This is a genomic window from Streptomyces griseicoloratus (assembly GCF_014534645.1).
Taxonomy (GTDB): Bacteria; Actinomycetota; Actinomycetes; order Streptomycetales; family Streptomycetaceae; genus Streptomyces; species Streptomyces griseicoloratus.
This window is the reverse complement of sequence record NZ_JACVQF010000211.1, coordinates 75,092-88,776: the sequence shown is the minus strand read 5'-3', so window position 1 is coordinate 88,776 and position 13,685 is coordinate 75,092. Positions and strand designations below refer to the sequence as shown.

12 protein-coding genes and 1 riboswitch are annotated in these 13,685 nt (G+C 69.7%); of the genes, 7 read left to right on the top strand and 5 right to left on the bottom strand.

The window, feature by feature from the left end; all coding sequences use genetic code 11:
- Positions 1-62: 62 nt before the first annotated feature.
- The 4 genes from H0H10_RS24895 to H0H10_RS24880 all read right to left on the bottom strand — a co-directional run bounded on the left by H0H10_RS24895 (position 63) and on the right by H0H10_RS24880 (position 4,892).
- Complete coding sequence (locus H0H10_RS24895; RefSeq protein ID WP_188183328.1) at positions 63-1,553, bottom strand: glycoside hydrolase family 3 protein; 1,491 nt, start codon at positions 1,551-1,553, stop codon at positions 63-65.
- Between the two features lie 9 nt (positions 1,554-1,562).
- On the bottom strand, positions 1,563-2,456 hold the full coding sequence (locus H0H10_RS24890; RefSeq protein ID WP_309141885.1) for a carbohydrate ABC transporter permease: 894 nt from the start codon (positions 2,454-2,456) through the stop codon (positions 1,563-1,565).
- A complete protein-coding gene (locus tag H0H10_RS24885) occupies positions 2,453-3,445 on the bottom strand; it encodes a carbohydrate ABC transporter permease (RefSeq protein WP_188183327.1) in 993 nt (330 codons plus the stop codon). The genes H0H10_RS24890 and H0H10_RS24885 overlap by 4 nt, the downstream gene beginning before the upstream one ends.
- Before the next feature lie 145 nt (positions 3,446-3,590).
- Entirely contained in the window at positions 3,591-4,892 is a 1,302-nt protein-coding gene (locus tag H0H10_RS24880) for a sugar ABC transporter substrate-binding protein (protein WP_188183326.1), read from the bottom strand.
- A 408-nt stretch (positions 4,893-5,300) separates the two neighbouring features.
- Between H0H10_RS24880 and H0H10_RS24875 the strand changes: the two genes are divergently transcribed.
- From H0H10_RS24875 to H0H10_RS24850, 6 genes are all read left to right on the top strand, one after another.
- Positions 5,301-6,065 (top strand): GntR family transcriptional regulator, encoded by a 765-nt coding sequence (locus H0H10_RS24875; protein ID WP_188183325.1) that lies wholly within the window; start codon positions 5,301-5,303, stop codon positions 6,063-6,065.
- Between the two features lie 138 nt (positions 6,066-6,203).
- Positions 6,204-6,461 (top strand): DUF3311 domain-containing protein, encoded by a 258-nt coding sequence (locus H0H10_RS24870; RefSeq protein ID WP_188183324.1) that lies wholly within the window; start codon positions 6,204-6,206, stop codon positions 6,459-6,461.
- Positions 6,458-8,068 carry a monocarboxylate uptake permease MctP gene (gene mctP, locus H0H10_RS24865; RefSeq protein WP_188183323.1) on the top strand — a complete coding sequence of 537 codons (1,611 nt, stop codon included), beginning with the start codon at positions 6,458-6,460 and terminating at the stop codon, positions 8,066-8,068. The genes H0H10_RS24870 and mctP overlap by 4 nt, the downstream gene beginning before the upstream one ends.
- A gap of 162 nt (positions 8,069-8,230) precedes the next feature.
- Positions 8,231-8,737: a GNAT family N-acetyltransferase gene (locus H0H10_RS24860; RefSeq protein WP_188183322.1), complete on the top strand. Its 507-nt coding sequence runs from the start codon at positions 8,231-8,233 to the stop codon at positions 8,735-8,737.
- 52 nt (positions 8,738-8,789) lie between these two features.
- Positions 8,790-8,946, top strand: a riboswitch (cobalamin riboswitch).
- A gap of 121 nt (positions 8,947-9,067) precedes the next feature.
- Positions 9,068-11,425 (top strand): ribonucleoside-diphosphate reductase subunit alpha, encoded by a 2,358-nt coding sequence (locus H0H10_RS24855; protein ID WP_188183321.1) that lies wholly within the window; start codon positions 9,068-9,070, stop codon positions 11,423-11,425.
- Positions 11,425-12,453 carry a ribonucleotide-diphosphate reductase subunit beta gene (locus H0H10_RS24850; RefSeq protein ID WP_188183320.1) on the top strand — a complete coding sequence of 343 codons (1,029 nt, stop codon included), beginning with the start codon at positions 11,425-11,427 and terminating at the stop codon, positions 12,451-12,453. The genes H0H10_RS24855 and H0H10_RS24850 overlap by 1 nt, the downstream gene beginning before the upstream one ends.
- Here H0H10_RS24850 and H0H10_RS24845 read toward each other — a convergent pair.
- Positions 12,366-12,617, bottom strand: a complete 252-nt coding sequence (locus H0H10_RS24845; protein WP_188183319.1) for a hypothetical protein — start codon at positions 12,615-12,617, stop codon at positions 12,366-12,368. The two genes, H0H10_RS24850 and H0H10_RS24845, sit on opposite strands and share 88 nt — an antisense overlap.
- Before the next feature lie 92 nt (positions 12,618-12,709).
- Here H0H10_RS24845 and H0H10_RS24840 point away from each other — a divergent pair, with 92 nt between their 5' ends.
- Positions 12,710-13,678, top strand: a complete 969-nt coding sequence (locus H0H10_RS24840) for a GlxA family transcriptional regulator (protein WP_188183318.1) — start codon at positions 12,710-12,712, stop codon at positions 13,676-13,678.
- Positions 13,679-13,685: the final 7 nt, after the last annotated feature.

The following is a 13,685-nucleotide window of genomic DNA, read 5'->3' as shown; positions in this document are numbered from 1 at the left end:
GGACAAGGCGCCGGCCCCCACCAGGGGGGTCCGGCGCCTTCGCCGTACCGGCGGGCGAGCCCTCACGCCCCCGCGATGGCCTCCGCCGCCGCCCGGCCGCAGACCCGGGCCGCACCGTGGGTGGCGAGGTGCAGGGCGCCGCGGGGCGCGGCCTGCGGGACGCCCATCTCGACGACAACGGTGTCGGGACGGGCCTTGAGCAGCGTGTCGAGGGCCGCCGACATCCAGGGGTGGCGGTGCTCGTCGCGCACGACGGCGACGATGCGGCGGTCGCCGGCCGCCTGAAGCACCTGGTCCCCCGCGTCCGGCCCGGCGAAGCCGCCGGTCTCGGTGCCGGGGAGCAGGCGGGAGAGCTCCGCGGCGACGCCCCAGGGGGTCTCGTCGCCGACCGCGATGTTGGCGACGGGCGTGAAGGAGGCGACGTAGGGCGGCTCGGTCAGCGAGGTGAAGCTCTCGGCGACCGTGACCTTCACGGCGCGGCGGGCGGCGCGCAGGCCCACCTCGTCGTCACCGGCGTCGGCGGCCCGTCCGCGGGCCGGGTCCGCGGCCGTCCAGCGGGCCAGGGCACGGATGCGTTCCGCCGCGTCCGCCAGCCGTTCCTCGGGCAGTTCGCCGGTGTGGACGGCCTCGACCAGGGCGTCCCGCAGCCGCCGGACGATGTCGTCGTCGGCGAGGCCGCCGCCCACGCAGATCGCGTCGGCGCCGGCCGCGATGGCCAGGACGCTGCCGCGTTCGATGCCGTAGGTGCCCGCGATGGCCTGCATCTCCATGCCGTCGGTGACGATCAGGCCCTCGTAGCCGAGTTCGCCGCGCAGCAGGTCGGTCAGTATGCGGCGGGAGAGGGTGGCCGGGCGGTCCGGGTCCAGGGCCGGGACCAGGATGTGGGCGCTCATCACCGCGCGGGTGCCCGCGGCGATCGCCGCGCGGAACGGCGCCAGTTCGCGCTCCGCGAGCACGGTGGCGTCCACGTCGATGCGGGGCATGGCGTGGTGGGAGTCGACGGCCGTGTCGCCGTGGCCGGGGAAGTGCTTGGTGCAGGCGGCGACTCCCGCCGACTGCAGACCGGTGACGTAGGCGGCGGTGTGCCGAGCGGCCAGTGCGGTGTCCGCCCCGAAGGAGCGCACGCCGATCACCGGGTTGTCCGGGTTGGAGTTCACGTCGGCGGACGGCGCCCAGTTGAAGTTCACCCCGCAGGCGGCGAGCCGGCGGCCCAGCTCCGCGGCCACCTCGCGGGTCAGTTCGACGTCGTCGACGGCGCCGAGGGCGTGGTTGCCGGGGAAGGAGGAGCCGGTGCGCACCTCCAGGCGGGTGACGTCGCCGCCCTCCTCGTCGATGGCGACCAGCACGTCCTCGCGTTCGGCGCGCAGCTGTGCGGTCAGGGCGGCGAGCTGCGCGGGCGAGGCGATGTTCCGGCCGAACAGGCCGACGGAGGCCAGTCCCTCGCCGAGGCGGCGCAGCAGCCAGTCGGGGGCGGTGGTGCCGGTGAAGCCCGGCTGGAGGACCGTCAGCGCGTCGCGCGTGAGGGTGTCGGTACCACTGGCGAATGTGGTCATCGGGTGGCGTTATCCCTTCACGGCGCCGGAGGTGAGACCGGCGGCCATCTTCTTCTGGACGATCATGAAGAACGCGACGACGGGTATCGCGATCAGCGTCGAGGCGGCCATCAGGGCGCCGTAGTCGGTGCCGCGGGAGGTGGTGAAGTTCATGAGCCAGACGTTGAGCGTGTACTTGTCGTTGTCCTGCAGCACGATGTAGGCGAGGAGGTACTCGTTCCACGCGTTGATCAGCGAGAAGATCGAGGCGGCGGCGAGGCCGGGGGCGAGCAGCGGGAAGACCACGCGCCAGAAGGCGCCCATGCGGGAGCAGCCGTCCACCATCGCGGCCTCCTCCAGCTCCAGGGGGATGTTCACCACGAATCCGCGGATCATCCAGGTGGCGAACGGCAGCGTGGAGACGAGGTAGATGACGATGACGCCCCAGTACTCGTTGATCGCGCCGAGGTCGTTCAGCTGGATGTAGAGCGGGATGAGCATGGCCGTGGGCGGCAGCAGCTGCACCACGAGCAGCACGATCATGAAGACCTTGCGGCCGGCGAACCGGAAGCGTCCGATGGCGAAGGCCGCGATGGTGGACAGCACCATCGCGCCGACGACGGCGGTCACGCAGATGATCAGGCTGGACTGGATGGCGGTACCGAAGTTCGGCGCGTCGATGGCCCGGCGGAAGTTGTCGAGGGTGAGGGAGGTCGGCCAGAGCTTCTGGTCGTAGGACCGGATCTCGGCGTTGGGCCGCAGGGCGCTGACGACGAGCCAGTACACGGGGAAGGCCATCACCAGGAAGGCGACGACACCCACGGCGTTGTAGAGGTGCCGGCTGCGCTTCTTGCGGTCGGGCCGGTAGGCGGGCGCCGAGGCTCCCACGGTGTTCGTGGCGGTCGTGGCGGTCGTGTCACTCACTCGACCTCTCCGATCTTGAGCAGCTGGCGCAGGTAGTAGACGGCCACGCCGGACAGGAGCAGCACGGTGATCAGCGCGATGGCGGCGCCCTGGCTGAAGGAGTTCGACTCGAAGGCCTTCTCGTACGAGTAGAGGCCGAGGAGGTTGTACTCGGGTTCGGGCTTGTTGCCGCGCATCAGGAAGACCTGGCCGAAGACGTTGAAGTCCCAGATCACCGAGAGCGTGGCCACCATCTGGAAGACGGGTTTGATCACCGGCCAGGTCACGTAGCGGAAGACACCGATCCGGCCGGCGCCGTCGAGTTCCGCCGCCTCCTCCAGCTCGGCGGGTACCTGCGTGAGCGCGGCGTAGAGGGTGACGGCGACGAACGGCACCGCGCCCCACACCACCACGGCGCCGATCATGAAGAAGCCCTGCTTGGGGTCGAGCCACCAGTTGTGGCCCTGGTAGTCGAGGCCGAGGTACTTGGTCAGCACCATGTTGGCGACGCCGTAGTCGGAGTCGGCGAACCAGCGGAAGATCGAGGTGGCCACGAGCAGCGGCAGCGACCAGGCGGCGATGAGCGCGCCGGTCAGCAGCAGGCGGACCGCCTTGGTCATGCGCTGCATGGCGTGGGCGAGGAAGAGGCCGAGCGCCATGGTGGCGACGACGCACACGACCATGAACAGGACGGTGCGCCACAGGACGTCGTAGAACTCGCCGTCCCCGAGGATGTTGGTGAACTGCTCGAAGCCGACCCACTCGGCGGCCTCGCCCGTCCACAGCTCCTTACGGCCGACGTCCTGGAAGGACATGATCACGGTCTTGATCAGCGGCCAGACGAACACCGCGGCGAGTGCCACGACAGCCGGGGCGATCAGCAGGTAGGGCAGCAGGGGCCCGTTCGTCCACCGGCTGCGCCGGGGTGCGGACGGTGCCGGGCCGTCACCGTGATGCGCCCGCGGGGCGGACACCTCCGGGCCGGCTGCTTTGATGTCGGCGGCACTCACTGTGCTGGCCTTCCGTTCGAAGGGTCTGCATCGGATCGGTGGCCGGCACACCCCTGGCGGCCGGCACACCCAACCGGCCTTGTCCGGCCGGGCGGCCGGACAAGGCACCGGAGGTCAACGAGGGTTGGTCACCAGGGCTCAGGGCTCAGGAGGACTCGTTGATCAGCGAGTTGATCTCCGCGTCCGCCGCCTTGGTGGCCTCGGCGACCGACTTGCCCTTGAGGATGTCGAGGAGCATCGTCTCGATGGTCTCCTTCTTCTCGATCGCGGCCCAGCCCGGGGCGATCGGGGTGAACCAGGCGTCGGGGACCGCGTTGGCGATCGGGGCCGTCTCCGGCTTGGCCTTCAGCGGCTCCAGCTGCTTGGTGTTGTTGGGCAGGATGTCCTTGGCGGCGAGCGCGGCCTGGGACTTCTCGTTGGTGAACAGCGAGATCCAGTCCTGCGCCAGGTCCTGGTTGTCGGACTTGGAGATCGTGGCCAGGTCGGAGCCGCCGATGAAGGAGGGCAGGGCCTTGCCGTTCGGGCCGGGCATGCCCGCCGTGGCGATCTTGTCCTTCAGCTTGGGGTTGCCGTTCGTCTTGGAGTCGACGACGCTGCCGGCCTCCCAGCCGTTGCCGTAGAGCAGGGCCGCCTTCTCGTTGGCCATGACGTTGGCGTGGTCCTGCTCGTCCTTGGTCTGGTCACCGTTGTTGTACTTCTTGACCAGGTCGACGAAGTGCTGGATGCCCTTCTGGGCCTCCGGCGAGGACAGGGCGGCCTTCCACTCCTTGCTGCCCTCGTCGTAGGTGGCGATCTGGCCGCCGTACGCGGCGACGTAGGACATGGCGGCGTACCAGTAGCGGCCGGGCAGGTACAGCGGGGAGAAGGCGTTGTCCTTCTTGTACTTGTCCTGGACCTTGTCGAGCGCCTTGATCAGCTCGTCCTCGGTCTTCGGCAGCTGGTCGGAACCGGTGCCGGCCTTGAACATGTCCTTGTTGTAGATGGCGACGCGGGCACCGGCGTAGTACGGGACGCAGTAGAGCTTGCCCTCGTAGGAGCAGGTGTCCTTCAGACCCTTGATCCAGGTGTCGGAGTTGTCGTACTTCTTCTCGTCGATCTCGCCGAGGGCACCGTTGAGGATGTAGGTCATCGTCTCGGTGTTGCCCAGCTCGACCACGTCGGGGAACTTGTCACCGGAGAGAGCGGCGTCGAGCTTCTTGGTCTTGTCGGCCCACTGCTGGTACTGGACGTTGACCTTGACGCCGGGGTACTTCTTGTTGAAGTCGGCGTTCGTCTGCTCGACCAGCTCCGGCCAGCTGCTCTGGGCGTCGACCATGAGCCAGACGGTGAGCTCGCCCTTGCGGTCCTTCGGGTCCTGCTTGGACGCGTCGTCGTCGGAGCCCCCGCACGCCGCGATGGAGACCATCATGCCCGCGATACCGATCGCGGCTGTCAGCTTGCGCTTCACGCCACCCTCCTCAGGGATGCCACAAACCCCCCTGCCTCCCCGCGGTTCGAGCGTGAACGCGTACCGCCCATGGGGCCGGGACTGGACCAATGGTGTAGACCAGTAACCGGGAGCTTGGCCCAGACCAATTGGGCTGTCAAGGGTGTTCGAGCGGGCGCCAGTCGTCCGTTATGGGACCGCGATATGCAGGGACTTTTCATTTCGCAAGCGGCACTTCGGGCGGCGTCGCGGAGCCTGTACCACGGCCACCGCCTTGGCGCGGTGGACTAGACCAACGGGGGCCCCGGAGGTATACAGAAGGGATCACGGAGCGTGCGGGACACTCCCGGCACGAAGCCGTGCCACGATGTGAGCCGTGGCCGACAGGGATGCCGGTCGCTTCGGCACCCGGAGCCGGGAAGGCAGAGCATGAGCACCGACGTCAGCAGTGCGGAGAACGAGGGTGGGACGACCGTCCGTACCGCGCGCGTGCCCAAGTACTACCGTCTGAAGAAGCATCTGCTCGACATGACCCGGACACAGGCGCCGGGCACGCCGGTCCCGCCCGAGCGCACGCTGGCCGCGGAGTTCGACACCTCGCGCACGACCGTGCGCCAGGCCCTGCAGGAGCTCGTCGTCGAGGGCCGGCTGGAGCGCATCCAGGGCAAGGGCACCTTCGTCGCCAAGCCCAAGGTCTCCCAGGCGCTGCAACTCACCTCCTACACCGAGGACATGCGGGCCCAGGGCCTGGAACCGACCTCCCAGCTGCTGGACATCGGCTACATCACCGCCGACGACCGGCTCGCCGGCCTGCTGGACATCGCCTCGGGCGGCCGGGTGCTGCGCATCGAGCGGCTGCGCATGGCCAACGGCGAGCCGATGGCCATCGAGACCACGCACCTGTCGGCCAAGCGCTTCCCGGCGCTGCGCCGCTCCCTGGTCAAGTACACGTCCCTCTACACCGCCCTCGCCGAGGTGTACGACGTCCATCTCGCCGAGGCCGAGGAGACGATCGAGACCTCGCTGGCCACCCCGCGCGAGGCCGGTCTGCTCGGCACCGACGTGGGCCTGCCGATGCTGATGCTCTCCCGGCACTCGCGGGACCGGGACGGACAGCCGGTGGAGTGGGTGCGGTCGGTCTACCGGGGCGACCGCTACAAGTTCGTGGCGCGGCTGAAGCGGCCCCAGGACTGAGCGGCGCGCCGGCCCGCGCCCCCACGTTACGTTGCGGTTGCGGACCGATATGCGGACGGGGTCTTCCGCTCTCTTGACGGGTCACCTACATTTCGTGCGCACTGCACCAGGTGATCAGCGAGGGGACGGAGCCGCCGAATGTCGCAAACCCCCAAGACGAGCAGAGAACCGGTGGTGACGCCGGCGCGCGTCGTCATCGGCATCTGCCTCGTCGCCCCGTTCGTGGCCATGCTGTGGGTCGGTTCGTACGCGAAGACGGACCCGGCCTTCATCGGCATCCCGTTCTTCTACTGGTACCAGATGGCCTGGGTGCTGATCTCCACGGCGCTGACGATGATCGCGTACAAGCTGTGGCAGCGTGACCAGCGCGCCCGCAAGGGGGGTGCGGGCAAGTGAACGACGGCGTGAACGGCGTCGCACTCGCCGTCTTCATCTTCTTCTTCGTGCTCGTCACCGCCATGGGCTTCATGGCGGCGCGCTGGCGCAGGGCCGAGAACGAGCACAGCCTCGACGAGTGGGGCCTGGGCGGCCGCTCGTTCGGCACCTGGATCACCTGGTTCCTGCTGGGCGGCGACCTGTACACGGCGTACACCTTCGTGGCCGTGCCGGCGGCGATCTACGCGGCGGGCGCGTCCGGCTTCTTCGCCGTGCCGTACACCATCCTCGTCTACCCGCTGATCTTCACCTTCCTGCCCCGCCTGTGGTCGGTCTCCCACAAGCACGGCTACGTGACGACCTCGGACTTCGTGCGCGGCCGGTTCGGCTCGAAGGGGCTGTCGCTGGCGGTGGCCGTGACCGGCATCCTGGCGACGATGCCCTACATCGCGCTCCAGCTGGTCGGCATCCAGGCCGTGCTGGACGTGATGGGCGTCGGCGGCGGCGAGGACACCAACTGGTTCATCAAGGACCTGCCGCTGCTGATCGCCTTCGGCGTGCTGGCGGCGTACACCTACTCGTCGGGGCTGCGCGCGCCCGCGCTGATCGCGTTCGTGAAGGACACGCTGATCTACATCGTCATCGCGGTGGCGATCATCTACATCCCGATCAAGCTGGGCGGGTTCGACGACATCTTCGCCAAGGCGGGCGAGAAGTTCGAGTCCACCGGGGCGGGCGGCCTGGTCCCGCCGGACACGGGCCAGTGGACGTACGCGACCCTGGCGCTGGGCTCGGCGCTGGCGCTGTTCATGTACCCGCACTCGATCACCGCGACGCTCTCCTCGCGCAGCCGCGAGGTGATCCGCCGCAACACCACGATCCTGCCGCTGTACTCCCTCATGCTCGGCCTGCTGGCCCTGCTGGGCTTCATGGCGATCGCGGCCGGCATCAAGGTGCAGAACGGCCAGCTCGCCATCCCGCAGCTGTTCGAGGACATGTTCCCGGACTGGTTCGCGGGCGTGGCCTTCGCGGCGATCGGCATCGGCGCCCTGGTGCCGGCGGCGATCATGTCGATCGCGGCCGCGAACCTCTTCACCCGCAACATCTACAAGGACTTCATCAGGCCCGACGCCACGCCGGAACAGGAGACCAAGGTCTCCAAGCTGGTGTCGCTGCTGGTGAAGGTGGGTGCGCTGGTCTTCGTGCTCGGCATGGACAAGACGGTCGCGATCAACTTCCAGTTGCTCGGCGGCATCTGGATCCTGCAGACCTTCCCGGCCCTGGTCGGCGGCCTGTTCACCCGCTGGTTCCACCGCTGGGCGCTGATCGCCGGCTGGGCGGTGGGCATGGTCTACGGCACGCTCGCCGCGTACGGAGTGGCCTCGCCGACGCAGAAGCACTTCGGCGGCTCCTCGAAGGAGATCCCCGGCATCGGCGAGATCGGCTACATCGGCCTCACCGCCTTCGTGATGAACGTCCTGGTCACCGTGGTCCTGACCTTCGTCCTGAAGGCCGTCAAGGCGCCGGAGGGCGTGGACGAGACCAAGCCGGAGGACTACACGGCGGACGCCGGCGACCCGGGCGTCGAGGTGGAGCTGCCCCCGGCCACGGCGGGCACGTCGCACTGACGCCCCTGTGACGCGGCGACGGGCCGCTGTAGCACGACGACGGGCCGCTGTGAGGCGGCGACGGACCGCTGTAGCGCACCGACGGGCCGCTGTGACGCGGCGACGGGCCGCCGGAGAAAATCCGGCGGCCCGTTGTCGTACCCGTCGGGCACACTCGCCTCCATGGACATCGTCATCCGGCAGGCGGCCCCCGAGGAGTACGAGGCACTCGGCGAGATCACCGCGCAGGCATACCTTCAGGACGGCCTCCTCGACTTCGGGGAGAGCGACGCGTACCTCGTCGAACTGAGGGACGTGGCCAAGCGGGCGGCGGCCGCCGAGGTGCTGGTCGCCACGGCGGACGAGCGCGTCCTGGGCGGCGTCACCTTCGTGCCGTCCGGCGGCTCCATGGCCGACATCGCGGCGCCCGGCGAGGCCGAGATACGCATGCTCGCCGTCGCCCGTGAGGCGCGCGGACGCGGTGTCGGCGAGGCCCTGGTGCGCACCTGCGTCGACCGTGCCCGGGCCGTCGCGGGCTGCGAGCGCCTGGTGCTGTCGACCCAGCGCACGATGCACACGGCGCACCGGATCTACGAACGCCTGGGCTTCGTCCGCACGCCGGAGCGGGACTGGAACCCGCTCCCGGACCTGGACGACATCACTCTGCTCACTTACCAGTTGACCCTCTGAAGCCGCCGGGACACAACATCTGGGGGTGCTACCGGAACGCGGCACAAGATGTATGCTCATGCTCGCTGTCGCCGCAGGGGAATCCGGTGCGAATCCGGAACTGTCCCGCAACGGTGTACTTGTGCGTGTTCGCGTGTCCGCATCTCCGTGTGTCCGCGTGCGCCCGCACAGGCTTCAGTCCGAGGACCTGCCGACAGTGCGCCCGGCCGTCCGGTCCGGGTGCCATGACGTCCGGGCCTCGTGGAGTGGGCCGGTGGACGCGACGCCGTGCGCGCTCGTGAGCTGCCCCTGCCCTCCGCCAGGCCCCGTGCCGAGCGAGGGAGACCCCACGTGACCATCGCGCCAGCCGATCCGGCTTCAGCGATCCCGGCGACCGAGGAACCCGACGGACCGGGTGCCGCGCTGCTGCGCACCCTGACCGGCCTGACCGCCGACCTCCCCGACGCCGACCCCGGCCGGGTCGCCGCCGCCGCCCTGCGCGGCCGGTCCGCGCACGCCGACGAGACCGAGCTGCGGGAGCTGGCCACGGAGGCCGCGGCCGGCCTGATCTCGGAGGACCCCGCCTACTCCCGGCTGGCCGCCCGGCTGCTGACCCTCTCCATCCGCGCCGAGGCCGCCTCCCAGGGCGTCACGACCTTCACCGAGTCCGTCGCCGCCGGCCACCGCGAGGGCCTGATCGCCGACCGTACGGCAGCGTTCGTCCGTCTGCACGCGGGCCGCCTGGACGCGCTGGTCGACCCGGACGCCGACGACCGGTTCGGCTACTTCGGACTGCGCACCCTGCACAGCCGCTACCTGCTCAGGCACCCGCTCACCCGCAAGGTCGTCGAGACGCCCCAGCACTTCCTGCTGCGCGTCGCCGCCGGCCTCGCCGAGGACGACACCGAGCGGTCCCTCGACGAAGTGGCCGCCCTCTACGGCCTGATGAGCCGCCTGGACTACCTGCCCTCCTCCCCCACCCTGTTCAACTCCGGCACCCGGCACGCCCAGATGTCGTCCTGCTACCTCCTGGACTCCCCCAGGGACGAGCTGGACTCGATCTACGAGCGCTACCTCCAGGTCGCCCGCCTCTCCAAGCACGCCGGCGGCATCGGCATCGCCTACTCCCGCGTCCGCGCCCGGGGTTCACTGATCCGCGGCACCAACGGGCACTCCAACGGCATCGTCCCCTTCCTGAAGACGCTGGACGCCTCGGTCGCCGCCGTGAACCAGGGCGGCCGGCGCAAGGGCGCGGCGGCGGTCTACCTGGAGACCTGGCACGCGGACATCGAGGAGTTCCTGGAGCTGCGGGACAACACCGGCGAGGACGCCCGCCGCACGCACAACCTGAACCTCGCGCACTGGATCCCGGACGAGTTCATGCGCCGCGTGGACGCCGACGGGCAGTGGTCGCTGTTCTCGCCGTCGGACGTGCCCGAGCTGACCGACCTGTGGGGCGAGGAGTTCGACGCGGCCTACCGGGACGCCGAGGCGAGGGGCCTGGCGAAGAAGACCCTCCCCGCCCGTGAGCTGTACGGCCGCATGATGCGCACGCTCGCGCAGACCGGCAACGGCTGGATGACCTTCAAGGACGCTGCCAACCGCACCGCCAACCAGACCGCGGAGCCCGGTCACGTCATCCACTCCTCCAACCTCTGCACGGAGATCCTGGAGGTCACCGACGACGGCGAGACGGCGGTCTGCAACCTGGGCTCGGTCAACCTGGGCGCCTTCGTGGCCGGCGGGGACATCGACTGGGAGCGGCTGGACGCCACCGTCCGCACCGCCGTCACCTTCCTGGACCGGGTCGTCGACATCAACTTCTACCCGACCGAGCAGGCCGGCCGCTCCAACGCCCGCTGGCGCCCGGTGGGCCTCGGCGCGATGGGCCTCCAGGACGTCTTCTTCCAGCTGCGCCTGCCCTTCGACTCCCCCGAGGCCAAGGACCTGTCCACCCGTATCGCCGAGCGGATCATGCTCGCCGCGTACGAGACCTCCGCCGACCTCGCCGAGCGCAACGGCCCGCTGCCGGCCTGGGAGAAGACCCGTACGGCCCGGGGCGTGCTGCACCCCGACCACTACGGCGTCGAGCCGGCCTGGCCCGAGCGCTGGGCGGCCCTGCGGACCCGTATCGCCGCGACCGGACTGCGCAACTCCCTGCTCCTCGCGATCGCGCCCACCGCCACGATCGCCTCCATCGCGGGCGTGTACGAGTGCATCGAGCCGCAGGTGTCCAACCTGTTCAAGCGCGAGACGCTGTCCGGCGAGTTCCTCCAGGTCAACTCCTACCTGGTGAACGACCTCAAGCGGCTCGGCGTGTGGGACGCCCGCACCCGTGAGGCGCTGCGCGAGGCGAACGGCTCGGTGCAGGGCTTCGCCTGGATCCCGGAGGACGTGCGCCGGCTGTACCGCACCGCCTGGGAGATCCCGCAGCGCGGACTGATCGACATGGCCGCGGCCCGCACGCCGTACCTCGACCAGGCCCAGTCCCTGAACCTGTTCATGGAGACGCCGACCATCGGCAAGCTCTCCTCGATGTACGCCTACGCATGGAAGCAGGGCCTGAAGACCACGTACTACCTGCGCTCCCGCCCGGCGACCCGCATCGCCCGCGCGGCGCGCGCCACCGTCCCCGTGCAGGCCACCCCGGACCCCGAAGCGGTCGCCTGCTCCCTGGAAAACCCCGAGTCCTGCGAGGCCTGCCAGTAATGCCCACCGAAACCGTGTCCGGCGCGACCAAGAACCTGCTCGACCCCGGCTTCGAGCTGACCCTGCGCCCCATGCGCTACCCCGACTTCTACGAGCGCTACCGGGACGCCATCAAGAACACCTGGACCGTGGAGGAGGTAGACCTCCACTCGGACGTGGCCGACCTCGCCAGGCTCAGCCCGGCCGAGCAGCACCTGATCGGGCGGCTCGTGGCCTTCTTCGCCACCGGCGACTCGATCGTGGCGAACAACCTGGTGCTGACCCTCTACAAGCACATCAACTCCCCCGAGGCGCGGCTGTACCTGTCCCGTCAGCTCTTCGAGGAGGCCGTCCACGTCCAGTTCTACCTGACCCTGCTGGACACCTACCTGCCCGACCCGGACGACCGCGCCGCGGCGTTCGCGGCCGTGGAGAACATCCCCTCCATCCGGGAGAAGGCCGAGTTCTGCTTCACGTGGATGGACTCGGTGGAGGAGATCGACCGCCTGGAGACGCAGGCCGACCGCCGCCGCTTCCTGCTCAACCTCATCTGCTTCGCCGCGTGCATCGAGGGCCTGTTCTTCTACGGCGCCTTCGCCTACGTGTACTGGTTCCGCAGCCGGGGCCTGCTGCACGGCCTGGCGACCGGCACCAACTGGGTGTTCCGCGACGAGACGATGCACATGTCCTTCGCCTTCGACGTGGTCGACACCGTGCGCAAGGAGGAGCCGGAGCTCTTCGACGACGACCTCCGGCGGCAGGTCACCGACATGCTGCGGGAGGCCGTCGAGGCCGAGCTGCAGTTCGCGCGCGACCTGTGCGGTGACGGCCTCCCGGGCATGAACACCGACTCGATGCGGCAGTACCTGGAGTGCGTGGCCGACCAGCGCCTGACGCGCCTCGGCTTCGCCCCGGTGTACGGCTCCGAGAACCCCTTCTCCTTCATGGAGCTCCAGGGGGTTCAGGAGCTGACCAACTTCTTCGAACGGCGCCCGTCGGCGTACCAGGTGGCGGTGGAGGGCACCGTCGACCTGGACGAGGACTTCTGAGGCTGGGGCTCCTTCCCGGCTTCCCGGTCCTCCTGGGCCTCCCTGATCTGACGGTCGATGCGCCGGTCGCGCACGATGCCGATCACCGAGGGGAGGACCATGAGGACCAGGAGTCCGAAGGTCACGAGCATTCCGATCAGGGCTTCTATCTGGTTTCCGGTCATGACACCACTGTCCCGCCGGATACTCCTTACCGGGAGTGGCAGGACTGCCGTAAGACCTCGATTTCCTGCCACTCCCGAGGCACACTGGCGGCATGCTGCAGAACGTGGCCGCCGTCCTGCTGGACGGCGTGCATCCCTTCGAGCTCGGCGTGGTCTGCGAGGTCTTCGGCATCGACCGCAGCGACGACGGGCTGCCGGTGTACGACTTCGCGGTGGTCTCCGCCGAGGGCCCCGCGCTCAGCACCCACGTCGGCGGGCTGAGCGTCTCCACGCCGTACGGTCTCGACCGGCTCGACGAGGCGGACCTGATCGCCGTGCCGGCCGGGAGCGACTACGTCGGGCGGGAGTATCCGCCCGAACTGCTGGACGCCCTGCGGCGGGCGGTGGACCGGGGCGCGCGGGTGCTGAGCGTGTGCTCGGGGGTCTTCGTGCTGGGCGCCGCGGGACTGCTGGACGGGCGGCGGTGCGCGGTGCACTGGCACCACGCCGCCGAGCTGGCCCGGCAGTACCCGCGGGCGGCCGTGGCGCCGGACGTGCTCTACGTCGACGAGGACCCGGTGATCACCTCCGCCGGCACGGCGGCCGGGATCGACGCCTGTCTGCACATCGTCCGCAAGGAGCAGGGGCCGGAGGTCGCCAACAAGATCGCCCGGCGCATGGTCGTACCACCGCACCGGGCCGGCGGGCAGGCGCAGTACATCGAGCGGCCGCTGCCGCGCTCCTCCTGCGACACCGTCGGCGAGGTGCTGGCCTGGATGGAGCAGCACCTCGACCAGGAGGTCACCGTCGAGCAGCTCGCCGCTCGGGCGCACATGTCACCGCGGACCTTCGCCCGCCGCTTCCAGCAGGAGACGGGTACGACTCCCTACCGCTGGATCCTGCGCCAGCGCGTGCTGCTGGCCCAGCGGCTGCTGGAGGCGACGGACGAGACGATGGACGCGATCGCCTGGCGCACCGGGTTCGGTACGGCGGCGGCCCTCAGACACCAGTTCGTCAGGTCCCTGGGCACCACCCCGCACGCCTACCGGCGCACGTTCCGGGGGCCGGAGGCCGCCGCCTGAGTCCTGC